12 protein-coding genes and 2 pseudogenes are annotated in these 25,798 nt (G+C 59.5%); 8 read left to right on the forward strand and 6 right to left on the reverse strand.

Features of this window, described 5'->3' with window-relative positions; genetic code table 11:
• Positions 1 to 37 precede the first annotated feature (37 nt).
• The 4 genes and pseudogenes from mscK to ACZ3HH_RS04810 form a co-directional block, all read right to left on the reverse strand.
• Complete coding sequence (mscK, locus tag ACZ3HH_RS04795; RefSeq protein WP_465803052.1) at positions 38 to 3,397, reverse strand: mechanosensitive channel MscK; 3,360 nt, start codon at positions 3,395 to 3,397, stop codon at positions 38 to 40.
• Between the two features lie 34 nt (positions 3,398 to 3,431).
• The gene (locus ACZ3HH_RS04800; RefSeq protein WP_465803053.1) at positions 3,432 to 5,174 is read right to left on the reverse strand and encodes a potassium/proton antiporter; all 1,743 of its coding nucleotides are present in this window, start codon (positions 5,172 to 5,174) and stop codon (positions 3,432 to 3,434) included.
• Positions 5,175 to 5,436: 262 nt separating this feature from the next.
• Entirely contained in the window at positions 5,437 to 6,309 is an 873-nt protein-coding gene (locus ACZ3HH_RS04805) for a methyl-accepting chemotaxis protein (RefSeq protein WP_371317140.1), read from the reverse strand.
• Positions 6,292 to 7,128 (reverse strand): annotated as a pseudogene (locus ACZ3HH_RS04810) (MCP four helix bundle domain-containing protein); the annotation flags it as partial. The gene ACZ3HH_RS04805 and the pseudogene ACZ3HH_RS04810, both read right to left, overlap by 18 nt.
• A gap of 209 nt (positions 7,129 to 7,337) precedes the next feature.
• Here ACZ3HH_RS04810 and ACZ3HH_RS04815 point away from each other — a divergent pair.
• The 4 genes and pseudogenes from ACZ3HH_RS04815 (at position 7,338) to ACZ3HH_RS04830 (ending at position 9,917) form a co-directional block, all read left to right on the forward strand.
• The gene (locus ACZ3HH_RS04815; protein ID WP_465803055.1) at positions 7,338 to 7,568 is read left to right on the forward strand and encodes a hypothetical protein; all 231 of its coding nucleotides are present in this window, start codon (positions 7,338 to 7,340) and stop codon (positions 7,566 to 7,568) included.
• Positions 7,565 to 7,867: a cell division protein ZapA gene (locus tag ACZ3HH_RS04820; RefSeq protein WP_048396096.1), complete on the forward strand. Its 303-nt coding sequence runs from the start codon at positions 7,565 to 7,567 to the stop codon at positions 7,865 to 7,867. Before ACZ3HH_RS04815 ends, ACZ3HH_RS04820 begins: the two co-directional genes overlap by 4 nt.
• 145 nt (positions 7,868 to 8,012) lie before the next feature.
• Positions 8,013 to 9,050 (forward strand): annotated as a pseudogene (locus ACZ3HH_RS04825) (HAMP domain-containing protein); the annotation flags it as partial.
• 135 nt (positions 9,051 to 9,185) lie between these two features.
• A complete protein-coding gene (locus tag ACZ3HH_RS04830) occupies positions 9,186 to 9,917 on the forward strand; it encodes a methyl-accepting chemotaxis protein (RefSeq protein WP_465803398.1) in 732 nt (243 codons plus the stop codon).
• 146 nt (positions 9,918 to 10,063) lie between these two features.
• Here the strand turns inward: ACZ3HH_RS04830 and ACZ3HH_RS04835 are convergent, their stop codons facing one another.
• Together ACZ3HH_RS04835 and putA are read right to left on the reverse strand one after the other, a co-directional pair.
• Positions 10,064 to 11,866 carry an acyl-CoA dehydrogenase gene (locus ACZ3HH_RS04835; protein WP_465803056.1) on the reverse strand — a complete coding sequence of 601 codons (1,803 nt, stop codon included), beginning with the start codon at positions 11,864 to 11,866 and terminating at the stop codon, positions 10,064 to 10,066.
• Between the two features lie 253 nt (positions 11,867 to 12,119).
• A complete protein-coding gene (putA, locus tag ACZ3HH_RS04840) occupies positions 12,120 to 16,073 on the reverse strand; it encodes a trifunctional transcriptional regulator/proline dehydrogenase/L-glutamate gamma-semialdehyde dehydrogenase (protein ID WP_465803058.1) in 3,954 nt (1,317 codons plus the stop codon).
• A 461-nt stretch (positions 16,074 to 16,534) separates the two neighbouring features.
• On the opposite strand from putA, the gene putP reads away from it, so the two are divergent.
• The 4 genes from putP to ACZ3HH_RS04860 all read left to right on the forward strand — a co-directional run bounded on the left by putP (position 16,535) and on the right by ACZ3HH_RS04860 (position 25,797).
• Positions 16,535 to 18,019, forward strand: coding sequence for a sodium/proline symporter PutP (putP, locus tag ACZ3HH_RS04845; RefSeq protein WP_465803060.1), 1,485 nt, complete (start codon positions 16,535 to 16,537; stop codon positions 18,017 to 18,019).
• 365 nt (positions 18,020 to 18,384) lie between these two features.
• Positions 18,385 to 20,403 carry a type VI secretion system Vgr family protein gene (locus ACZ3HH_RS04850; protein ID WP_465803062.1) on the forward strand — a complete coding sequence of 673 codons (2,019 nt, stop codon included), beginning with the start codon at positions 18,385 to 18,387 and terminating at the stop codon, positions 20,401 to 20,403.
• Positions 20,393 to 21,130, forward strand: a complete 738-nt coding sequence (locus ACZ3HH_RS04855; RefSeq protein ID WP_465803064.1) for a DUF4123 domain-containing protein — start codon at positions 20,393 to 20,395, stop codon at positions 21,128 to 21,130. Before ACZ3HH_RS04850 ends, ACZ3HH_RS04855 begins: the two co-directional genes overlap by 11 nt.
• Positions 21,130 to 25,797: an RHS repeat-associated core domain-containing protein gene (locus tag ACZ3HH_RS04860; RefSeq protein ID WP_465803065.1), complete on the forward strand. Its 4,668-nt coding sequence runs from the start codon at positions 21,130 to 21,132 to the stop codon at positions 25,795 to 25,797. The genes ACZ3HH_RS04855 and ACZ3HH_RS04860 overlap by 1 nt, the downstream gene beginning before the upstream one ends.
• Position 25,798 lies beyond the last annotated feature (1 nt).

Genomic DNA, 25,798 nt, shown 5'->3' on the forward strand with positions numbered 1-25,798 from the left:
AGCAGAATGTCCGAGCATTCTGCTAGGGATAGAGCGGTTAGTCGAGTTCGACAGGTGGCGGCTCGTGCCGCGGTTTGCCGTCGGCGACCGGCACGATGGGCACGATGGTTTTGGTTTCTGGATCAACCGGCACCATCTTGTATTCCTGGCCGTGAAGGTTTTTGAGGTAGACCTCCATCTGCCGGAACGAGATGTTGATGTGTTGCTTCTTGAATTCGCGATTGATAAAGCGGTTGACCTCGTCGAGCACCGGGTTACGGTCGCCGAGGTCGCGCACATGCATGCGCAATTCGTGGTCGAGGGTGCTTTCGCCGAAGTTCAGGAAGTACACGTGGGGTTCGGGGTCCTTCAGCACGCGCGGGTTATCGCGGGCTGCCTTGAGCAGCAGCTCTTTCACCAGGTCCAGGTCCGAGCCGTAGTCGACGCCGAGCTTGAGGGTCACTCGGGTGATGGTGTCGGTCAGGGACCAGTTGATCAGTTGCCCGGTGATGAACGTCTTGTTCGGGACGATGATGTCCTTGCGGTCGAAGTCGGTGATGGTCGTGGCGCGGATGCGGATCTTGCTCACCGTGCCCGACAGGTTGCCGATGGTGATGGTGTCGCCGATCCGCACCGGGCGTTCAAACAGGATCATGATGCCGGAGATGAAGTTGGCGAAGATCTCCTGCATCCCGAAACCGAGACCGACCGACAGCGCTGCCACCAGCCATTGCAACTTGTCCCAGCTCACGCCGAGTGTGGACAGGGTTGAAACGAAACCGACGCCGGCAATCACATAGGACAGCAGCGTGGTCGTGGCGTAGGAGCTGCCCTGGGCCAGGTTCAGCTTCGACAGCACAAACACTTCCAGCAAGCCCGGCAGGTTGCGCGCCAGCGCGAAGGTGATGCCGATGATGATCAGCGCGCCGAGCATGTCGCCGATGCTGATCGGCACCATGCTCATGTTGGCGCCGGTGCCGCTGGTGTATTCGTAGAGGGTGATGTTGTCCAGGTACGAGAACACTGAAATCAGGTCCGACCAGACCCAATACAACGCCGCGATGAAACCGCCGAGCAAGGCCAGGCGGATCAGTCTCAGTGACTGTTCGTTGACCTTCTCGATGTCCAGGGTTGGCTCTTCGATCACCGCTTCACCGTCGCCGGCTTCTTTGGCAGCCTGGCGTTTGGCCAGGGCGCGTTGATAGGCCAGGCGTCGTGCGGCAACGCTGAGGCCGCGCACGAAGGTGGCCTCGATCACCAGCCAGAACATCAGCAAGTAAAGCGTGTTGATCAACCGGTCGCTGAGTTTCAGCGCGGTGTAGTAGTAACCAAAGCACACGGCGACGAACAACGCGATTGGCAGGACAGTGAACATGACTCCCACGGCCTTGCGGAACAGCGATGCGTTTTCGTGAGTCGGGCTGCTGACCAGCAGGCGGCTGAGCAACCAGGCCATCAAGGCGTAACAGGTCAGCACCACCGGCATGCCGAGCACGTCATCGGCCAGCGCCGCCGGTTGCAGTTCAGCAACCGCCACCACCGTCACCAGGGCCATTACCACCAGCCCGAGTCGGCGAATCCATCCTTGAAGGAATTCCACCTGAGGTTTTTCCCAGCGGAAATGCAGTTCGGCCACGCCAGCCGGTGCGAGGATGCGGTAGGCGGTGTAGAACACCAGCCAGGCCTGGGCCATCTGCAGCAGTGCCGCGCCCATATTGGCGTTCTGTCCGCGGGCGTCGATCTGCAAGGCCAGGCCGCATAAGGCCAGGCCCAGGGATACCGGCATCGCCAGCAGGATGTTGATCAGAATCGCTTGCGGTGTGTGCCACTGGCTGTCGCGCTTGAAATGGCCGATGTCCAGGTGAACTTTATTCAGGCGGGCATAGAGATTTTTGCGGCGCCACAGCAGCGCCCCGATCAGAAAGGCCAGCGGCAGGAACAGTAGCGGCCGCTGCGTCAGGCCATCGGTCAGTTCGCTCAGGCTCGAGGCCCAAGGCAAGGTGGTGACCTGACGTTCCAGGCGCTCCGGCACGCCGTGCATCCACTCAAGGTCCAGCGGCTTGTTGCTGGGAATCCAGAACATTTGCTCGTCGAGGGTCGCCCGCAGACTTTGCGCGGTGCTGAGCAGTTGCTTCTGGTTGAGTTGCAGCGTGATGGATTCGTTGAGCACCGCGCTCAGTTCGCGATTCAATCGCTCCAGCAGATCGGCGCGGGTGGTGGCCAGTTCCAGCAGGCTCTTGCGCAGTTGTGGGGTGACTTGTTCGGGCGGTTGAGTCGCCAGCAGGTTATCGACATAAGTTGTCGGGTTGCTGAGCAGTTCCCGTTGCTGGCTGACTTCGAACTGATACAGGCGAATGTCGGCGATCTGGTCGGCCAGATCGCGGTCGAGCCTGAGGCGCGGCAGGGTCTGCTTTTGTTTGTAGAGAATCTTGGAGAGCAGCAGGCTGCCCTTGAGCACGTTGATCTGTTCGTCCAGCGCCGAATCGCTCTGGGTCACGCTGTCCAGTTGCTGTTTGGTCTGCAGGTTCTGTTGGGTGACTTCGTTGAGACGGTCGGTGCTTTTAAGCAAGTAGTCTGAGAGCTTCAGGTTGGCCGCGCTTTCGGTGGCCAGCAGGCTGCTGCCGCCGGCCTTCTGCGCTTCGATGGACTGCTGGGTCACCGTCTCTTGCGACTGGGCCAGGCGTTTCTGGTTGATCAGGGTTTGCAGTTCCTGGATTTCCTGGTCCAGGCGCGCCGATTTTTCCGACAGCAAGTCATGCTGGCTGTTGCCCAAGTCCTGCAACTGGCTGTTGCCGGCCAGTTCCTGGCGACGCAACGGGATCAAGGCGTTCAGTGCCGCGAGTTCAGCGTTGAGCTGATCGCGTTGCTCAGGGGTCAAGGTCTTGCCGCTGTCCTTGCCGATCTTGAGGATGTTGTTGATCTGCTGGATGCGCGTCTGGCTGGCAGATATTTCGGCCTGGGCGCGCTCGGGGCGGGTCTGGGCGGTGATGATCAGGCTGTTCGCTTCAGCCAGGGCTTTTTGCAGATCGCTTTGCTGGGTGGAGCGTTCGGTCAGCAATTGCTCAAGCTGCTGAATGGTCTCTTTGGTATAGCGTTGCGCCACCGGTACCACTTTGGTGGCCTTGAGACGGGTCAGTTCGCGCTGGTTCTCGATGTTCTGCCTTGGCGCGCTGGTCAACTGCTGCTTGAGATCGATCAGCTTCTGATCGTAATCACGCTGGTTGTTAAGCTGAGTGAGCGTGCTCTGCAGGACCGCTTGCAGGGCTTTTTGATCGGCTTCCGGCAGTTTGCGGTCGGCGATCTTGTCCAGGCTCGCCTGCACGGCTTCGCTGGACGGCGGTTCGGCGGCTTGCAGCGTGCTGATGGAAAGACTCAAGCCCAGCAGGGCCATGATGAAAAAGGTGCGCAGAGTTGACATAGAAACCGATCGAAAACGAGACGAAGTGTGGAGTTTAGAGGAAGAGTCCCGGTCCGGGGCGACTTCCTTCGGGGAATCTGACGCCCACTTTACCAATCTTGTTCCCTTCCATGACCGCGACGGTCCAGAGGGTGTTGTTCCATTCCACCTGGTCACCGACTACCGGCGCACCGCCCACTTTCTGGGCAATGAAGTGGCCCAGGGACATGTTCGGATCAATGCCTTCGACTTTCAGCCCGTACAGGGCAGCAACCGCACCCAGCTGGGCGTCTCCTTCGAGTACGAAGTCGCCGAAAAAGCGCAAATCCAGCCCCCGTTGCGGTGCCTGGCTGAAGAGTTTTCCGAGGGCCGGAAGGTTGTGTTCATGGCCGATGACGCAGAGCAAATCATCGACTTCGAGCACCGTACTACCCGACGGATGGAGCAGTTGTTGGCCACGAAACAGGGCTGCGATACGGGTACCTTCGGGCATTTTCAGCTCGCGAAGAGGGGATCCAATGCACCATTTTTCGGCGCCGAGGCGATACACGAACAGCTCCCACTCGCTGGTGACATGCACTTCCAGCGCAGAACGGGAAATCGGCAAGGGCTCCGGCGGGACGGTCACTTTCAAGAGCTTGGCAACCCAGGGCAGGCTTGTACCTTGCACCAGCAGCGACACCAGCACGATAAAGAACGCCAGATTGAAGTAGAGCTGAGCATTGGGCAGCCCCGCCATCAGCGGGAACACCGCCAGAATGATCGGTACGGCACCGCGCAGGCCAACCCAGGAAATGAATGCCTTCTCGCGACCATGGAACGCCTTGAAGGGCAACAGGCCGGCCAGCACCGATAGCGGACGGGCAAACAGAATCATCCACAGCGCCAGGCCCAGCGCCGGCAAAGCAATCGGCAGCAGGTCATGGGGCGTAACCAACAGCCCCAGCACCAGGAACATGCCGATCTGGGCCAGCCAGGCCATGCCGTCGAGCATGTGCAGAATGCCGTGGCGACTGCGGACCGGACGGTTGCCGATCACCAGGCCACACAAGTACACCGCCAAAAAGCCACTGCCGTGCAGGGCGTTGGTCAGGGCAAACACGACCAGACCGCCAGCGATCACCAGAATCGGATAAAGGCCGTTGGCCAGGTTGATCCGGTTGACCAGTTGCAGCATGAGCCAACCACCGCCGAGGCCGATCACACCGCCGATGCCGAACTCGCGCATCAAATGCAGGAGCAGATTCCAGTGCAGACCGGTTTCGCCGCTGGCGAGCATGTCGATCAAGGTCACGGTGAGGAACACCGCCATCGGATCGTTGCTGCCGGATTCGATTTCCAGGCTCGCGCTCACCCGTTCGTTCAGGCCCTTGCCGCCCAGCAGCGAGAACACGGCCGCAGCGTCGGTGGAGCCGACGATGGCGCCGATCAGCAAGCCCTGAATCATGTTCAGGTCGAACAGCCACGCCGCCGCCATCCCGGTCAGCCCGGTGGTGATCAAGACCCCGACTGTGGCCAGCGACAATGCCGGCCATAACGCCACGCGAAAACTCGCCACCCGGGTGCGCAAGCCGCCGTCGAGCAGGATCACTGCCAAGGCGAGGTTGCCGACCAGATAAGCCGTTGGGTAGTTATCGAAAATAATGCCGGCACCGTCGACACCGGCCGACATGCCCACCGCGAGGATAATCACCAGAATCGGGATACCGAGGCGCGATGAAAGAGAGCTCACCAGAATGCTCGCACCTACCAGCAACGCGCCGATCAAGAACAGGCTGTTGATGGTCGTCGCATTCAAAGGCAGTACTCCAGAAAGCTAAAGGCGGGCACAAACTGACCATGCAGTCTGCGTGCCAGCGATTCTAACCTGTTGAAATGTGATGCTGTCAAAAAGCTTTTAACGATGTTCGCCTGCTTGAGTTGGGTGAGACGACTGTGGCGAGGGAGCTTGCTGTGGCGAGGGGGCTTGCCCCCGTTGGGTCGCGTAGCGGCCCCAGGTTTTACGACTGCTGCGCAGCCGAACGGGGGCAAGCCCCCTCGCCACAGTGGTGGTGTAGCTGTTACAGGCTAAACCGCCCAACCATGTTGTTCAGGTCCAGCGCCAGGCGCGACAGTTCGTTGCTGGCCGCGCTCGTCTGGTTGGCGCCGGTGGCCGATTGCACCGACAGGTCACGAATGTTCACCAGATTGCGGTCCACTTCACGGGCCACTTGCGCCTGTTCTTCGGCGGCACTGGCGATCACCAGATTGCGCTCGTTGATTTCGACGATGGCGCTGTTGATGGTGTCCAGCGACATGCCTGCACCGCGAGCGATATTCAAGGTCGATTCAGCGCGCTCGGTGCTGTTGCGCATCGAATCCACGGCGTGTTCGGTACCGCTCTGGATACTGCCGATCATGCGTTCGATTTCGCTGGTCGACTGTTGAGTGCGATGGGCCAGGGCACGCACTTCGTCGGCGACCACCGCAAAACCACGACCGGCTTCACCGGCACGGGCCGCTTCGATGGCGGCGTTCAGCGCCAACAGATTGGTCTGATCAGCCAGGCCGCGAATCACGTCCAGCACTTTGCCGATGTCCCGCGACTCGTTGGCCAGATCACCAATCAGGGTGGCGGTGCTCTGTACGTCGGCGCTCATGCGCTCGATGGCACTCACGGTTTCCTGAACCAGGTCACGACCGTCGCCCGCCGAGGTGGTGGCGTTTTTCGAGGCTTCGGAGGTGCTCACGGCGTTGCGGGCGACTTCTTCCACGGCGCTGGTCATTTCATTGACAGCGGTGGCGGCCTGTTCGATTTCGTTATTTTGCTGGGTCAGGCCACGAGCGCTTTCGTCGGTGACGCTGTTGAGTTCTTCCGCGGCAGACGCCAATTGCGTGGCCGAACCGGAAATCCGTTGCAGGGTATCGCGCAGTTTTTCCTGCATCTTCGCCATCGCGGCGAGCAGACGACCGGCTTCATCTTCGCCATCGACGGTGATCGGCCGCGTAAGGTTGCCTTCGGCGATTTCTTCAGCCGCGCTCAAGGCATTGGCGATCGGCTTGGTGATGCTGTTGGTCAGCAGCCAGGCGAACAGCAGGGTCAGGCCGGTGGCGATGACCAGCAGGGTCACCACCAGGTTGAAGGCTGACGAGTACTGGTCGGTCGCTTGCTGGTTGGCGTTGTCGGCCTGCTGGGTGTTGATCTCCAGCAAGCGGTTGAGCACGGTGTTGACGGCTTCAGAGTTGTTCAGCAAATCGGTGTTGACCAGTGTGCGCAGTTCGTCGACCTGATTGTTGCGCGACAGGCTCTTCATCCGGTCTTCGATCTGGCGGTACTGACCGAGTAACTGCACATACTGATCATAGGCTGCACGTTCCTGCGGGCTGGCGATCAGTTTTTCATAGGATGTCTGAGCCGCTCGAATCTGCTGGTTACGGGTTTCCAGCAAGTCTATGGTTTTCTGCTGGACGTCCGACTCGCGATTCACCAACAGGCGATAAGCCAGGACACGCAGGCGCAGGGTCAGTTGAGTGAACTCGTCGAGGCTTTTGATGCTCGGTACGCTGTTCGAGGTGATCTCCTCGGCGGCGCCGCGAATCTTGCTCATCTGGTTCAGGGCGAACACACCCAGGATCAGCAGCATGGCGCCAATCAGGGTGAAGCCGAGGAACGCCCGCGGTGCGATATTCATATTACGTAGGGACATGGTGTTCACCGAAAAAAGCGCATCCGCGCGAGGCTGAGACTGTTGTATGCATGACTTATCGGTCATACGACTAAAGTCTTGAGGCGCCGCGCGTTTTTGTCGCAGAAGGGCCGCGGCGACGAAGTGCAGGAACCAGATTCGCCAAACACAGTCTTTAAAGCTCGCGAGGAAGGTCGCCCGCCAGCAAAATCAAGGCCTTGCGCCCGAATAACCCTGGCGCCAGTGGTGACTTTTCTTTATCGTACGCGCCCTTTGAAAATGCCCGGAAAATCAAAATGTTGGAAGCATCCCTAAGCCAATTGGAACAACTGGTCAGCGACCTGGTGCAGCAGAACCAGACCCTGCTCGGCACCCATCAATCCCTGAGTGCAGAACTGGCCCAGGTCAAGGAAGAAAACGAAAGCCTGCAACTGAGCCTGATGGAACAGGAAGAGAAACAAGGCGCCACCGCCGCACGCATTCAGGCCTTGGTTGAGCGCGTCAGCGCCGGCCCTGTCAGCGCATGAGTTACGGCGCCGCAGGGGTAAAAGTCGTCTCGATTCTGGGGGAGGACTATTCGATCAAGGCGCCGGCCGGGGAAGAGCAGACCCTGCTGGACGCCGCATTGATGTTGAAGGCCGCCCTGGCCGAGACCAAAAAGAAATACCCGACGCTGATCGGTGACCGCTTGCTGGTGCTGGCGGCGATGAATCTGTGCTCGCAGCAGATCGAAATGCAAAAGCGTCATCAGGAGGAACTCAACCGTTACCAAGAGCAAGTCAGCGCCACGGTTGAAGTGATCGCCAAGACAATCAATCAGGCCTGATCAGCTTTGCGCACAACCAAAGAATAAATTGTCGTTTGTGTTGTATACAATCGGCACGGCTGTTGCAGTGTTTCAGCCTCTTATTCTTTGGGGGTGCTCCATGCAGTTCTGGCGACGCAGTATTCAGTGGCAGTTGATCCTGAGCATGGGCACCGCCCTGCTGGTCAGTATTCTGATCGTGGTTGGCGTTTATACCCTCGTGGTCAACCGCCTCGCCCAGCGCTATCTGGTCGAACAAGCGCTGCCGTCGACCATCGAAGCGATGCGCAACGACATCGAACGAATCCTCGTTCAACCGCTTACCGCCGCCAAGGATATCGCCAGTAACAGCATGGTTCGCGACTGGTTGGCCGGGGGCGAGAACAGCGCCCAGACCGACACCTTCGTGAAGTATCTGGAAGGCATCCGCGCCGAGCACAAAGCCTTTACCGCGATTATTGTCGGCACCGCGTCCAACCATTACTTCACTGAAAAAGGCCTGGACCGGACCCTCAGTCGCTCCAATCCAAAGGACGCCTGGTTCTATGCTTTCCTCGACAGCAACCAGCCGCGCACCCTCAATATCGACAATGACACCGCCACCGGTGAATTGGCCCTGTTCATCGATTTCAAGGTCGAGCAGGCCGGCAAAGTCGTGGGCGTCGCTGGCCTCGGGCTGAGCATGAAAGAGCTGTCGGAGTTGATCCAGAATTTCAACTTCGGTGAGCGCGGCAAGGTCTATCTCGTGCGTTCCGATGGTTTGATCCAGGTCCATCCCGAGACGCAGTTCAGCGGCAAACGCACGCTGGTCGAACAGATCGGCGCCCCGGCGGCGCAAGCGGTCATGGGGCAGCTCTCTACCTCCACCGCGTTCGCCACCAGCAGTTTTGTCCGCGATGACGAAGATTTTCTGGCTTTGAGCCTGCCGCTGCGGGATCTGGGCTGGACCCTGGTGGCCGAAGTGCCGCAGTCGCAGATCTACGCCGAAGCCCGGCGTGCGATGTGGATGAGCAGCGGCATCGGTCTGGCGGTGGCACTGGTTTGCTTATTATTGGTGGTGTTGCTGGCCCGTGGGTTGGTGCGACCGATTCGTCAAGTAACAGCGGCGCTGGTAGCCATCGGTAGCGGTGGTGGAGATTTGACCCACAGGTTAGATTCCAGTCGCACGGATGAACTGGGTGACCTCGCTCGCGGTTTCAATCGATTTCTGGAAAGTCAGCGCAACATGATTGGCGAAGTCCTGGCCACCAGTGAGCGTTTGCGCACGGCGGTTGGCCAAGTGGCACGGGTGGTGGACAACACGGCCGAACGCTCGGGTCGTCAGCAGGAAATGACCGACATGGTCGCCACTGCCGTTCACGAGATGGGCCTGACCGTGCAGGAAATCGCTCAGAACGCTGGCAACGCGGCCGTCGCTTCGCAAACCGCGCGGGATGAAGCACTGCAGGCGCGGGAAGTGGTGGGCGGATCGATCCAGCATATAGAAAGCATGTCCGACGAGATTGGCATAGCCGCCGGTGCGGTGGGTGAGTTGGCCCATCAAGTGGCGTCCATCGATCAGGTGTTGGCGGTGATTCGCGGGATTTCCGAGCAAACCAATTTGTTGGCGCTCAACGCCGCCATCGAAGCGGCGCGGGCCGGGGACATGGGGCGCGGATTTGCCGTGGTGGCCGATGAAGTGCGGACCCTGGCGCGGCGGACTCAATCGTCCACCGACGAGATTCAGCAGATGATCGGCAGCCTCAAGCAGGGCGCGGAGAATGCGGTGTCTTCCATGCACGCCGGGCAAGCGGCGACCGGCACCGGCGTTGAGTCGAGTCAGCGTACCGGGGCGTCGTTGACGGCGATCACCGGGCAGGTCGAGCGCATCAGCGACATGAACCATCAGGTAGCCACGGCAACGGAAGAGCAGTCGGCGGTGACGGAAGAGATCAACCGGAATGTGCAGGGGATTTCTGATTTGGCGCGGGCTACGGCGGGGGAAGTCAGGGCTTGTCGGGCAGACTGTCAGACGTTGCAGCAGTTGGCCGATGATCTGGCGCGGCAGATGAGCAGTTTCAAACTCAGCTAAAAATTGTGTTGGCTGTGCCGACGCCATCGCGGGCAAGCCCGCTCCCACAGGATTCAGGTGTTGAACACATTATCTGTGAACAACAGAGATCCCTGTGGGAGCGGGCTTGCCCGCGATTGGATGTCAGCTTCGCCACAGAGTCCCGATCAGAACCACTCATCCCGCATCGTCAGGCACACATCATCCCGCGCCTCAAGAATCGCCAGCTCATGGTGACAACCCGGCACTTCCCACGTCAGGAAATATCGCGCCGCCTGCAGCTTGCCTTTATAGAAGCTCACATCCGCCGCGTTCCCTTTGGCCATCCCTTCCTCAGCGCGAATCGCCTGTTCCAGCCAACGCCAACCAATCACCGTGTGCCCGAACACTTTCAGATACAGCGCCGAGTTCGCCAGGCTGCTATTGACCTTGCCTTGAGCCAGGTCGGTCAGCAGGCCGATGGTCACGGCTTGCAGGCGCGCCACCAGTTTCTCCAGCGGTTCACGCAGTGGCGTCAGCGATTCATGGGCCTGCGCGCGCTCGGCGGTGGCGGCGATCAGGCGGATCAATTGCTTGAGTCCTGCGCCCCCGTTCTGCGCCAGTTTGCGTCCCAGCAAGTCCAGCGACTGAATGCCGTGAGTCCCTTCGTGGATCGGATTCAGGCGGTTGTCGCGGTAGTACTGCTCTACCGGGTATTCGCGGGTGTAGCCGTGGCCGCCGAGTATCTGGATCGCCAGTTCGTTGGCCTTCAGGCAAAACTCCGAGGGCCAGGATTTGACGATCGGCGTGAGCAAATCCAGCAGTTCGTGGGCCTGTTTGCGCTCGGCTTCAGTCTCAAGGGTCGTGGTGTCGTCAAACAGCCGGGCCGCGTACAACCCAAGGTCGAACGCGCCTTCTACATAAGCCTTCTGAGTCAGCAGCATACGTTTGACGTCGGCATGCTGAATGATCGCCACGGGTGCGGTGCTCGGATCCTTGCTGTCCGGCACCCGACCTTGCGGACGTTCGCGGGCGTATTCCAGTGAGTACAGATAACCGGCGTAACCCAGCATTACCGCGCCCATGCCGACGCCAATCCGCGCCTCGTTCATCATCTGGAACATGTAGCTCAAACCGTGGTGCGGCTTACCCACCAGATAACCGACGCACTCGCCGTTATCACCGAAGTTCAGCGCGGTGGACGTAGTACCGCGCCAGCCCATCTTGTGGAACAACCCGGCCAGCAATACGTCGTTGCGCTGGCCGAGGCTGCCGTCATCGTTGATCAGAAACTTGGGCACGATGAACAGTGAAATGCCCTTCACACCGGCCGGTGCATCCGGCAGCTTGGCCAACACCATATGCACGATGTTTTCCGACAGCGGGTGATCGCCGCCGGAGATGAAAATCTTGTTGCCCTTGAGTCGATAGGTGCCGTCGGACGCAGGCTCCGCGCGTGTACGAATATCCGACAACGACGAGCCGGCATGCGGCTCGGTGAGGGCCATGGTGCCGAAGAAGCGGCCATCGATCATCGGTTGCAGGAAGCGCTGCTTTTGCTCATCGGTGCCGAAGCTTTCAATCAGGTTCGCCGCGCCCATGGTCAGGAACGGGTAAGAGGTCGACGCCGCGTTGGCCGACTGAAAGTGCGCAAAGCAGGCCTGGGACAACAGCGTAGGAAGTTGCATCCCGCCCGCGTCGAAACTGCGTGCGGCGTTGAGGAAACCGGCTTCGAGGAAGGCATCCACCGCCGGTTTCACTTCCGGAATCAGAATCGCCTGACCGTCCTCATAGCGCGGTTCGTTCTCGTCGCCCTTGCGATTGTGCGGAGCGAAGTACTTCTCGGCGATGGTACGGGCAGTGCCGATGGCCGCATCGAAGGTCTCGCGGTTGTGCTCGGCGAACCGCTCACGCTGGGTCAGGCCCTCGGCATCAAGGACTTCATACAGCTCGAAAGCCAGATTACGGGAACTGAGCAACGTCTCGGACATGGCGGCCTACCTTTATTTGGGATGGACCGAGTCTAGGCGTGGGAATAGAGGCTGAACAGGATGATTGATGGCGGTGATAGAAGGGCAGAACAAGCAAGAAGCCTGACGCACAAACCTGTGGGAGCGGGCTTGCCCGCGATGGCGTCAGACCAGTCAACATCTTCAGTGACTGATACATCGCTATCGCGGGCAAGCCCGCTCCCACAGGGTTTGGTGAACCAGGCACCTATTGCGGGTGCCTGGTTTATTGGGTTTAGCCGATCGTCATCAAACTGGCATTACCACCCGCCGCAGCGGTGTTCACGCTCAACGCACGCTCGATCACCAGACGCTCCAACGCAATGTTGGTTTCGCCCTGCGACAAACCATGAACCCCAACAATCGCACCGGCACGCTTGGCCACTTGCTGGCAGACCGCGCGCAACTGGTCGGAATGGCCATGATGCAGAACCGCATCAACCACCACTTCGTCCTTGGTCCAGTCGGCAACCCGCTTGATCCGCGCCTGGATTTCTTTCGGCAGGCGTGCGAACAGGGCCTTGCCCGGTTCAGCCTCCGGCCATACCGCCGAGCCGCCCACGGCCAATACCGCAGCCAGTTGGGTCAGCAGATCGCCTTCGACGTCCGCCAGGCACAGTACGTGTTCGCGCGGCAGGATGGCGTAGCTGTTGCGCTCACCGGTCGGGCCCGCCAGTACACGGGTGATCCCGCTCTGCGATTGCGCCGCGAACTGTGTGCACAGGGCGCTCAAATCAGCGAGCTTGTTACTGTCGGCCCAGGCTTTCAGCGCGGTCAGCGGTTTGCTCATGGCATCACGCAGACGAACGTCCGGCGCTGCGATAGCGTCGCCGCGAGCGAAGGATTGTTCGATCGCATCGGTAGGACGCGTCGACAGCAGACGGTACAGGTACAGCGGACCACCGGCTTTCGGGCCAGTGCCCGACAGACCTTCACCGCCGAACGGTTGCACGCCAACCACGGCACCGACAATGTTGCGGTTGACGTAGACGTTACCGGCGTTGACGTTGTCGATCACCTTGGCGATGGTCTCGTCGATGCGAGTGTGTACGCCCAGGGTCAAGCCATAGCCGGAAGCGTTGATCTGGCCGATCAGTTGATCGATCTCTTTGCGCTTGTAGCGAACCACGTGCAGCACCGGGCCGAAGATCTCCCGTTGCAGTTCGTCGAAGCTTTCCAGTTCGATCAGGGTCGGCATCACGAAGGTGCCGCGTTTGACTTCTTCGCTGTTGGCGATGGCCACCTGGTACACATTGCGACCTTTGTCGCGCATGGCCTGGATGTGCTTCTCGATGCCCGCCTTGGCTTCGGCGTCGATCACCGGGCCGATGTCCACGGACAGGCGCTCAGGGTTGCCGAGACGGCATTCAGCCATGGCACCTTTAAGCATTTCGATGACACGGTCAGCGGAATCTTCCTGCAGGCACAGCACACGCAGCGCCGAGCAGCGTTGACCGGCGCTGTCGAAAGCCGAGGATACGACGTCGATCACAACTTGTTCGGTCAGTGCCGAAGAGTCGACGATCATCGCGTTCTGGCCACCGGTTTCGGCGATCAGTGGAATCGGGCGACCTTGAGCATCCAGACGACCCGCGACGTTGCGTTGCAGCAGACGAGCGACTTCGGTGGAACCGGTGAACATCACGCCTTTGACGCGATCGTCGCCGACCAGACGGGCGCCGACAGTTTCGCCGCGGCCCGGCAGCAGTTGCAGCACGCCTTCCGGAATCCCGGCGTCGAGCAGCAAGCGCACAGCTTGAGCGGCCACCAGCGGGGTTTGTTCCGCAGGTTTGGCCAGTACCGGGTTACCGGCGGCCAGCGCAGCAGCGACCTGACCACTGAAGATCGCCAGCGGGAAGTTCCACGGACTGATGCAGACCACCGGACCCAATGGGCGGTGGGCATCGTTGGTGAAATCGTTGCGCGCCTGCACCGCGTAATAACGCAGGAAATCCACGGCTTCACGCACTTCGGCGATGGCGTTGGCAAAGGTCTTGCCGGCTTCGCGAGCCAACAGGCCCATCAGCGGCTGGATCTCGCCTTCCATCAAATCGGCGGCGCGTTCCAGAATCGCGGCGCGCTCGGCGGGCGGGGTGGCCTGCCAGATCGGCGCGGCATTAAGGGCGCACTGAATGGCGTTGTCGACATCTTCAACGGTCGCTTCCTGTACATGGCCGACCACATCACGCAGATCGGACGGGTTCAGGACGGGCGCAGGGGTTTCAGTGCTGGACGCGCAACCGAGCATCGGCGCGGCTTTCCAGTTGTTATGAGCAGTGGCCAGCAGGGCGCACGACAGGGAAGCCAGACGATGTTCGTTGGCCATGTCGATGCCGCTGGAGTTGGCGCGCTCGGCACCATAAAGATCACGCGGCAGCGGGATACGCGGGTGCGGCAGGCCGAAGCTGCCTTCCAGCGTCGCCATCTGCTCGATGCTGGCCACTGGATCGGCCACCAGCTCCTGAATCGAAATGGACTGGTCGGCGATGCGGTTGACGAACGAAGTGTTCGCGCCGTTTTCCAGCAGGCGACGCACCAGGTACGCCAGCAATGTTTCGTGCGTGCCAACCGGTGCGTACACGCGGCACGGACGGTTCAGCTTGCCTTCGGAAACTTTACCTACAACCTGTTCGTACAGCGGTTCGCCCATGCCGTGCAGGCACTGGAACTCGTACTGACCGGGGTAATAGTTCTGACCGGCGATGTGGTAGATGGCCGACAAGGTGTGGGCATTGTGCGTGGCGAACTGCGGATAAATGACTTCCGGCACCGACAGCAGTTTGCGTGCGCAGGCGATGTAGGAAACGTCGGTGTACACCTTGCGGGTATAGACCGGATAGCCTTCCAGGCCTTCGACCTGGGCGCGCTTGATCTCGCTGTCCCAGTACGCGCCTTTTACCAGACGAATCATCAGGCGATGACGGCTGCGACGAGCCAGGTCGATTACGTAGTCGATCACATATGGGCAACGTTTCTGGTAAGCCTGGATCACGAAACCGATGCCGTTCCAGCCGGTCAGTTGCGGCTCAAAGCACAGGCGCTCCAGCAGATCCAGCGACAGCTCGAGGCGGTCGGCTTCTTCGGCGTCGATGTTCAGGCCGATGTCGTATTGCTTGGCCAACAGAGTCAGCGACAGCAGGCGCGGGTACAACTCTTCCATCACGCGCTCGTACTGGGCGCGGCTGTAACGCGGGTGCAAGGCGGACAGCTTGATCGAAATGCCTGGGCCTTCATAAATCCCACGACCGTGAGAGGCTTTGCCGATCGAGTGGATCGCTTGTTCGTACGAGGCCAGGTACTTCTGGGCGTCGTGCTCGGTGAGTGCGGCTTCACCCAGCATGTCGTAGGAATAGCGGAAACCTTTGGCTTCGAACTTGCTGGCGTTGGCCAGCGCTTCGGCGATGGTTTCGCCGGTGACGAACTGCTCGCCCATCAGGCGCATGGCCATGTCGACGCCCTTGCGGATCATCGGCTCGCCGCTCTTGCCAATGATGCGGCTCAGGGACGACGTCAAGCCTGCTTCGTTGTGGGTGGCGACCAGTTTGCCGGTCAGCAGCAAGCCCCACGTGGCGGCGTTGACGAACAGCGACGGGCTGTTGCCCAAGTGCGGCTGCCAGTTGCCGGTGCTGATTTTGTCGCGGATCAGGGCGTCGCGAGTGCCTTTGTCCGGGATGCGCAGCAGCGCTTCGGCCAGGCACATCAGCGCCACGCCTTCCTGGGAGGACAGGGAGAATTCCTGCAACAGGCCCTGAACAATCCCGGCACGGCCGCCGGCGCTTTTCTGATTGCGCAGTTTCTCGGCAATCGAGGCGGCGAGCTTGTTGGTGGCGTCGGCCATCGCAGCCGGCAGGCGCGCCTGCTCGATCAGCATCGGCACCACTTCAGGTTCCGGGCGACGGTAGGCGGCAGTGATAGAGGCGCGCAGCACCGATTGCGGCAGGATGCTTTCAGCGAACTCCAGGAAGCACTGATGCGCGTGATCGACATGGATCTCGCCCGCTTCGTCAACTTCCTTGCCGTTCAAACCGTTCAGCTCGGACAGGGTTGCACCACCCTCGAGTTTTTCCAGGTAATTGAAAATTGCCTGCTTGATCAGCCAGTGTGGCGTGCGATCAATCGAGGTCGCGGCGGCCTTGAGGCGTTCGCGGGTCGGGTCGTCAAGTTTGACCCCAAGAGTGGTGGTAGCCATATTTTTATCCTCATGTTTGCCACGACCGCGTGGCATCAGCTGGCGGCAAGATTAGCTGTGCGTCGGTCGAGGTGCAACCGGGTGCAACCCTTTTTTTGTCGGAATAATAAGCAGCTCGTCAGGAAATCAATTCTGGTACATCCCTCCCGCGCCTGCTTGGTGCTTTTGCTTCTAGCGCAACCCGGAAAACGCCCTAAAAAGGAGCAAAAACCGACCCTTTTCAGGAAAATCCGACTAGGTGCAACTTATTCGCACGAAACTGGTTGCACCTTATTTGCTTTGTTGAATAGCATTCGCGGCCAAGGTGCAACCGGTCAAAAAGATCGGTGTGCCGGCTGATGGCTTTCCTGGGGAAACATCAGTCATAAATGCGCGGGATCCGGAATCGTCTGTCAAACATCATCGTTTGAAAGCGGTTCACTAGCCGCCGTTACATAAAAACAATGCCAGGGCGTAACTCAATGAGCGTAAGCAATCCAACCCTGATCACGTTCGTGATCTACATCGCAGCAATGGTGCTGATCGGCTTCATGGCCTATCGCTCCACCAACAACCTTTCTGACTACATTCTGGGCGGTCGTAGCCTGGGCAGCGTCGTGACCGCACTCTCCGCGGGCGCTTCCGACATGAGCGGCTGGTTGTTGATGGGCCTGCCAGGCGCTATCTACATGTCCGGTCTTTCCGAAAGCTGGATCGCCATCGGCCTGATCATTGGTGCTTACCTGAACTGGCTGTTCGTCGCCGGCCGTCTGCGCGTGCAGACTGAGCACAACGGCGATGCACTGACCCTGCCGGATTACTTCTCCAGCCGTTTTGAAGATAAAAGCGGCCTGCTGCGGATCATCTCCGCGGTCGTGATCCTGGTGTTCTTCACCATCTACTGCGCTTCCGGCATTGTGGCCGGTGCCCGTCTGTTCGAAAGCACCTTCGGCATGTCCTACGAGACAGCGCTGTGGGCCGGTGCTGCGGCGACGATTGCCTACACCTTCGTCGGTGGTTTCCTGGCAGTGAGCTGGACTGACACCGTACAAGCCACGCTGATGATCTTCGCCTTGCTGCTGACGCCGATCATCGTGCTGCTGGCGACTGGCGGCATCGACACCACGTTCCTGGCGATCGAAGCACAAGACCCAAGCAACTTCGACATGCTGAAAAACACCACTTTCATCGGCATCATCTCGCTGATGGGCTGGGGCCTGGGCTACTTCGGCCAACCGCACATCCTGGCGCGTTTCATGGCGGCGGATTCGGTCAAGTCGATCGCCAACGCTCGTCGCATCTCCATGACCTGGATGATCCTGTGCCTGGGCGGCACCGTCGCTGTAGGCTTCTTCGGTATCGCGTACTTCTCGGCAAACCCTGCCGTGGCCATGCCCGTGAGCGAAAACCACGAGCGTGTGTTTATAGAACTGGCGAAAATCCTGTTTAACCCGTGGGTTGCCGGTGTGTTGCTGTCGGCCATTCTGGCTGCAGTGATGAGTACCCTGAGCTGCCAACTGCTGGTGTGCTCGAGCGCCCTGACCGAAGACTTCTACAAAACCTTCCTGCGTAAAACTGCTTCCCAGGTTGAATTGGTCTGGGTCGGCCGTGCCATGGTGCTGCTGGTTGCCCTGATCGCCATCGCTCTGGCGGCTAACCCGGAAAACCGTGTACTGGGTCTGGTCAGCTACGCCTGGGCTGGTTTCGGTGCTGCGTTCGGTCCAGTCGTCCTGATCTCCGTGATCTGGAAAAACATGACCCGCAACGGCGCACTGGCCGGCATCCTGGTCGGCGCGATCACCGTGATCGTCTGGAAACACTTCGAACTGCTGGGCCTGTACGAAATCATCCCTGGTTTCATCTTCGCCAGCCTGGCGATCTACTTCGTCAGCAAAATGGGCGCACCGACCACCGGCATGCTTCAGCGCTTTGCCGCGGCCGAGAAGGATTTCCGCCTGAACCAGTGATGGGGATGAGCTGATGCTCTGATCTTTCGCCGAACATGAAAACGGTCCGCTTCCTTTTGGAGGCGGGCCGTTTTTTTTGCCTACGCAAATCTCGAATTATTGCGTTCCCCCTGTGGGAGCGAGCTTGCTCGCGATAGCGGTAGATCATTCAACATCAATGTCGACTGACCTGACGCCATCGCGAGCAAGCTCGCTCCCACAGGGATTGGTGGTGGTTTTGAAGGAGTTGTCTGTAGCCAGATACACTGATTTTTGAAGGAAGAATCCCTAAAAAAGCAGGACAAATCTGATTTCCCTGTCCCTCCGTCAACACCCCTTGTCGCTCATGCAGAATCGCCCGCCTTCATTCTGCAGAGACACATCGGATGTTCGCGCCTGCCAATCAACCGCGTTTCACGTTGACCCTCGACGGCGTCCAGAATGAGCTCAAGGTACTTGAGTTCACGGGCAAGGAAGCCATCAGCCAACCCTACCGCTTTGACCTGGAACTGGTCAGCGAACGGCCCGACATTGACCTCGAAAGCCTGCTGCACCGTCAGGCGTTTCTGAGTTTCGATGCACAAGGTTCCGGCATTCACGGTCAGATTTTTCGCGTCGGCCAGAGCGATTCCGGCCAACGTCTGACGGGCTACCAAATCAGTCTAGTACCGCGTCTGGCGTACCTCGCTCAGCGCATCAATCAGCGAATCTTCCAGCATAAAAGCGTGCCGGCGATCGTCACGCAAATCCTCAAAGACCACGGCATCCAGCGCGATGCCTTCGAGTTCCAGTTCGGCAGCGACTACCCCGATCGCGAGTATTGCGTGCAGTACGCCGAAAGCGATCTGGCGTTCATCCAGCGGTTGTGTGCCGAAGTCGGCATTCATTACCACTTCCAGCACAGCCCCGATGGGCATCTGTTGGTGTTCGGCGATGACCAGACGGTTTTCCCCCGGCTGCCCGAGTCGACGCTGTACCTGCCGGGCAGTGGGATGGCGGCGGATGCGCCGGCGATCAAACGTTTCAACGTGCGGCTGGAAACCCGGACTACAGCGGTCACTCGCAGGGACTACGACTTCCGTAAGCCGCGTTTGCAACTCGAAAGCCGCCTCGACAGCGAGCAGCGACCGGTGCTTGAGGACTACCACTTTCCCGGCCAATTCACCGATCGCGAACACGGCAAGCATCTGGCTCAACGGGTCTTGGAACGCCACGGTGCAGATTACCGCCAGGCCGAAGGTCGCGGCGACGAATCTGCTTTGGTCAGTGGGCATTTCCTACACCTTGCTGAACACCCGCGTCAGGCGTGGAATGACCTGTGGTTAATCATCGAAATCGAACACCGTGGCCGGCAGCCGCAGGTGCTGGAAGAGTCGGCCACCAGCGACAGCCCGGATGATTTCCAGGGCTATCGCAATACCTTTCTGGCGACACCGTGGGACGTTTCCTTTCGCCCGCCGCTGGGGCCAGAAAAGCCGCGCATGCTTGGCTATCAGCCCGCCGTGGTCACCGGCCCGACTGACAGCGAAATCCATTGCGACGAGTACGGTCGGGTCAAGGTTCAACTCGCCTGGGACCGTGACGGTCAGCTCAACGAGCATTCCAGTTGCTGGTTGCGTGTCGCCACTGGCTGGGCGCACGACCGCTACGGCAGCGTGATGATTCCGCGCGTCGGCATGGAAGTGCTGGTGGGATTCGTCGACGCCGATGCCGACAAACCGCTGGTCATGGGCTGCCTGCCTAACGCAGCGACCCCGGTGCCTCTTGATCTGCCGGCAGACAAGACCCGCAGTATTTTCCGCAGCCAAAGTAGTCCCGGTGGCGGCGGTTACAACGAATTGCGCATCGAGGATCGCAAGGGCGCCGAGGAAATCTACCTGCGTGCCCAGCGAAACTGGACTCAGCATGTATTGAACGATCAACAGGTGCAGGTCGATAACGCCCGCAGCATCGTCGTCACCGGCACCGCCCGTCATGAGCTGAAGGCTGACGAAAAACGCATCACCCACGGTCAGCGCCAGACCGAAGTGTGGCTGGACGACCACTTGGTAGTGGTCGGTGACCGACACATTCGCGTGACCAGTCAGGCCCTCAACGCCAGTCAGCAATTCCACGTCAGCGCCGGCCAGCAAGTGGTCATCGACGGCGGCGCCAGCGCGACCATTCAGGCGGGCGGGCAATGGATCAACATCGGCCCCGGCGGGATTTTCAGCAGCGTGCCGATCCAGGTCGGTGGCGCACCGATGGCGGCCATGGCTGCGGCGCCGAGCCTGCCGGATGTTCCATTGAAACTCGCAGCCGCCCCGGCGGCGCTGCTCAGTGCCGCACAAATACTCAGCCTGCAAAGCGACGCGCCATTCTGCGAAGAATGCGAGCGCTGCAAGGACGGTGTTTGTGCCGCCTGATGCCTTGTCACCTCACGCCTGGCTGGAGCGCCAACCGCTGCAACCGGCAGAGCAACTGTTCGCGATTTTCAGCAGTGCCAGTGCTGCTGAACCGTTCAAAGTCTGGCAACGCTCGATCATGGCTCAAGCGCCGAGCCCGATCTGGGCTGACACCGAGTACGCCGAGTGGGAAGCGGTGATGCCCTATGTCGGAATCGTCGCTGCTGGCGGTGAGTTTCTGGAGTGGGTTGCCACCACTGAGTCTCGCGATTGGGGGTGGTTGGCGGTTTCTTCTGCCTCTCATGAAGTGCTGGTCGAGCATTTTCGCAGCCTCACTCAAGTTCTTTTACCAAACGGCAGCGTGGTGTTTTTCCGTTTTTGGGATGGGCGTTATTTGTTGCCGATTCTTCAGTCTGTCGACGTTAACGCCACGCAGTTAATGCCTGTCATCGACCGTTGTTTGATCAATGGGCAACCGCTTGATATCGGCGGTAGTGCATTGAAAACCTCCAAGGTTTTTCCGTGGTTGGAGGTTTCTGAATCGCTGCTCAAACACCTTGCCACTGAGTCCGCCACAACCCGCATCAACAACTTGATGAAGTGGTTGAGCGAGGACCGCCCAGACCTTTACGAAGCGTTTTCCGAACGTGTGTTGCGGCACAAAGTCGCGAGCTTTCTTGAGATGCCAGACCTGCCTCAAGCCCCGACATCAGCTTTGGTGGATTACCTGATGACGGAGCTGAACTGATGGATCAGATCATACGGATCGAGCAGGAGCTCGACGGTTTCAAAGACACCTTGAGTTTGTATCGCCAGCAACTTGGCAGCTTCTTGAGCAGGAATGCGGACAGGGTCAGCCGGGCTACGGATATGCCGTCGCTGATGGGCATGGAGCGGAAGATCAAGCTGGGAAATACCAGCAAGTCTGTAAGTAGTCGCGATGACGATTTTTTTTCCAGCGTTGCGCAGTGTCCGGACAGCGGAATTCTGGAGATCGAGAGCAAGTTCGAATCGGTTTATGACATTCCGTTGGGGAATATTCAGGTCGATGTGATTGCCCAGGATGGCGGTAAGTCGACGCCTTTGACGCTCGATGAAAACGGTAAAGGACAGTTCGAAGGCTTACCCGGCAAGTTCTATCGCGTTTATGTTCAAAGTGAAGTTACCCCGACTCAAATCAATGATCTTTTCGACTCATACGACGGCCTGACCACAGAGCTAGAGGGCTGGCTACGCAAGGAGTGGGAGGGGTTCAAGCCGCAGTGGTCGCAGTCGACTTTTGTGGCCGCTGGTAACGGAATGCTGGCGGGAAGTTGGGCAGCAGTCATGGGTGTTTGGGATGGCCTGAGCCTTGTCTTTGACATCCTTAAGAATCCTGCCGCTCACCTTGAACAACTTGGCAGCAGTGCACAGCAACTCATCGATCTGGCGAAGCAATCACCAGCAACGATGGAAAAAGCCATGCTGCTGGCAAGCGATGAAGCGGCGCTTTGTCTGCTGTTTCGTGCCGCGAGTCTTTGGCTTTCGGCGTTACCACCCAGCGAGATCGCCGGCAACTCGGCAGAGGTGGCCAGCCAAGTCATTGTCTCGGTACTGATCGATATTCTGATTGCTTTGGCGCTGGCCTGGACGGGTGTCGGTATACCCGCCGCCAAGGCCTATCTCACACTTCGTGGAATTAAGTACGGGGCGTTGCTGGCTGGCCTTGCGATGCGTTTCGTCGAGGCCACTTTCAATATCCTCAACACCTTCATGAAGTACGTCGACCAGTACAAAGCCGTCGCCGCACGCGGTGTTGCAGCGGGTCTGAAAAAAGGTCGGATGCAACTGCGCTGGGATGCCAAACGCAACACCACGCTCAAGCAAAACGAACACCACGACGACGCGTCGAAACAGGCAACAAACCCCAATGGCGACAGCGCCACTTGCGTGCCGTCCACCTGCAAGAACGGTTGCCCGGTGTCGATGGTCACCGGCGAAGAACTGCTGACCCTCACCGACGGTTCGCTGGACGGAATCCTGCCGTTCAACTTCACCCGGCTCTATCGCACCAGTGCTGCCGAGATCGATTGCGGGCTGGGTTTTGGCTGGAGTCATTCGCTGGCCCATCGGTTGGAAATCGACGGCGATCAGGTCACCTGGGTCGATCACGAAAACCGTCGCACCCCGTTCCCATTACCGAACCGCGAACGCCCGGCGATCCACAACAGCCTGTCGCGGGCGGCGATTTATCTCGGCGCTGAACCCGAAGAACTGATCCTCGCCCAGACTGGCGACGACGCGCGTTTCTACCACTTCCACAACGGTCGGCTGACGGCGATCAGCGACGCCTACGACAACCGCCTGCGCATCACCCGCGACCGCCAGGAGCGCATTCAACGGCTCGACAACGGCGCCGGCCGCGCCCTGTTGTTGCGTTATGACCGCGCGCATTTGATCGCTGTCGACTACCAGTGTTTCCGCCCGGCCCAGGCCCTCGCCGAGGCCTGGCACACCGAACAGACGCTGGTCAGTTATCACTACGACGAACGCGATCAACTGATCGAGGCGAGCAACGCCGCCGGCGAGAGCGAACGCTACGACTACGACGACCAACACGTAATCCTGCAGCGGCAGTTGGCCGGTGGGGCGAGTTTCTTCTGGGAGTGGGAACGGTCCGGCAAAGCGGCACGCTGCATCCGGCACTGGACGTCGTTTTCGCAGATGGATACGCGCTACGTCTGGGATGACCAGGGCAGCGTCACCGTCCAGAACATCGATGGCAGCGAAGAGGTTTACGTCCACGACGACCGTGCACGGCTGGTGCGCAAGGTCGAGCTGGACGGTGGCGAACACCTCAAGGCCTATGACGATCAGGGCCGGTTGGTGGCCGAGCAGGATCCGCTCGGCGCCGTCACTGAATACCGTTACGACGAAGTCGGGCGGTTGGTGGCGCTGATTCCACCCGAAGACGAGCCAACGGCCTACGAGTACCGCAACGGTTTCCTGCATGCACGCTATCGCGGCAAAGCGGTGTGGAAATATCAGCGCAATGCTCAGGGCGATGTCACCGAAGCCACCGATCCTGATGGCCAGTTCACTCATTACCACTACGACGCTCAGGGGCGTTTGCTGTCGATCCGCTACCCGGACACCAGTCGCCATGTCTTCGTCTGGAACGCCTTGGGGCAGTTGCTCGAAGAGACCTTGCCGGACGGTGGTCAGCGAAAGTTTTCCTACGATGCGCTGGGGCGGCAGACGACCCGTCAGGACGAACACGGTGCCGTCACCCAGTACCAATGGGACGCCGTCGGCCGACTGATTCAGACGACGCTGCCGACTGGTGCCAGCCGCGCCTTCAGCTACAACGCCTACGGCAAGATCACTGCCGAACGTGATGAGCTGGGCCGCGTTACCCGCTACGAATATGCCGACGACCTGCACCTGGTCAGCCGCCGCATCAACCCCGATGGCACCCAGCTCAAGTACCGCTACGACAACGCGCAGTTGCTGCTCACGGAAATCGAAAACGAATCCGGCGAAAAGTATCGGCTGGACTACACGCCCAATGGCCTGATCCGACAGGAAACCGGTTTCGATGGCCGCCGCACTGCTTACGTCTATGACCTCAACGGTCATCTGCTGGAGAAAACCGAGTTCGGCAATGACGGCTCGCCGCTGATCACGGCCTATCAACGGGATTCGGCCGGACGCCTATTGGTCAAGACGCTGCCCGACGGCATCAGTGTCGAATACCGCTACGACTCGCTGGGCCGACTGACCAGCGTCGACGACGGCCACGACCATCCGCTGGAATTCGAGTACGACCAGCAGGATCGCCTGATCACCGAGCACCAAGGCTGGGGCACCTTGCGTTATGGTTACGACGCTTGCGGCGAGCTCAACCGCCTGCGCCTGCCGGACGGCAGCAAACTCGATTACCACCATGCCAAGGGCGGCGCGCTGACGGCCATCGACCTCAACGGCGCGCGGCTCACCACTCACCAATTTGCCTTCGGTCGCGAACAGCAGCGTCAACAAGGTCAGCTCACCAGTCAATACCACTACGACGAACAAGGCCGGTTGCAAGCCCACGCCATCAACCAGCAAACCCGGCCGCTGTACATGCGCCATTACGGGTACGCGGTCAACGGCAACCTGGCAACCATCGCCGACAGCCGTCACGGCCAGCGCAGCTATTACTACGACGCACTTAACCGCCTGACCCGCGTTCGCCACACCCGCGACGATCCACCGGAAACCTTCGCCCACGACCCGGCCGGCAACCTGCTGATGCAGAATCGGCCCGGTGTTGCGAAGGTGCTGGGTAATCGCCTGCTCATGCAAGGCGATCGTCATTACGACTACGACGCCTTCGGCAACCTGATCCGCGAACGCCGCGGCGCTGGGCAAAAACTCGTCACCGAATACCGCTACGACTGTCAGCACCGCTTGGTCGGCGTCACCACCCCGGACGGTCGCACCGCCAGCTACCGCTACGACGCCTTCGGCCGCCGCATCGCCAAAACCGTCGACGGTCGCACCACCGAATTCTTCTGGCAAGGCGACAACCTCATCGCCGAAAGCAGCCGCGAACACTACCGCAGCTACGTCTACGAACCCGGCAGCTTCCGCCCGCTGGCCATGCTCGATGGCAAAGGCCCGCGTAAAGCCTGCCCGTTCTATTACCAACTCGACCACCTCGGCACGCCGCAGGAGCTGACCGATTTTGGTGGTGAGATTGTCTGGTCGGCGAAGTACAACGCCCATGGCAAGGTCACGCATCTGGCGTTCGGCGGAGTAGAGCAGCTCGACCAGCCGCTGCGTTTCCAGGGGCAGTACTTCGACGCCGAGAGTGGTCTGCATTACAACCGCCATCGCTACTACAATCCGGATATTGGTCGGTACCTGACGCCGGATCCGGTCAAGTTGGCGGGTGGGCTGAACCCGTATCAATACACGCCGAATCCGACGGGGTGGGTTGATCCGTTGGGGTTGAGCGCCACAAACTGTCCGCCCAATACCCAACAATCATCGGGCTGTGCCTATCTCGGTGAGGCAGAATTACCCGATGTTTCAAGGCGGGGTGCATTCAGACAAGCGAAATCTGATGCAAAAATTCCAAAAAGTCAGCAACCGGACGTTCAGATTGATGAGTTAAGTGGTAGGCCACATCAGTTCAGTTATGTAAACATGACCGATATAAACGGGAAGAACATACTTGATGATAATGGGGCGCCAATTAAGACAAGGCAGTACATGTTCACGCGGGAGGACGGATTCAAGTTAGTAATTCAAGATCATGCTGCCGGACATAAATTCGGCGCTGAAAAAAATAGCGGTGATCAGGGGTCTCATTTTAATATCCGACCCGCGGATAGCCCAAGAAACGGGAAGGTCGAAAACACAAGAGATCACTATCTGTTCAGGAGGTGAG

Source organism: Pseudomonas sp. PME37.24/025 (assembly GCF_055556615.1).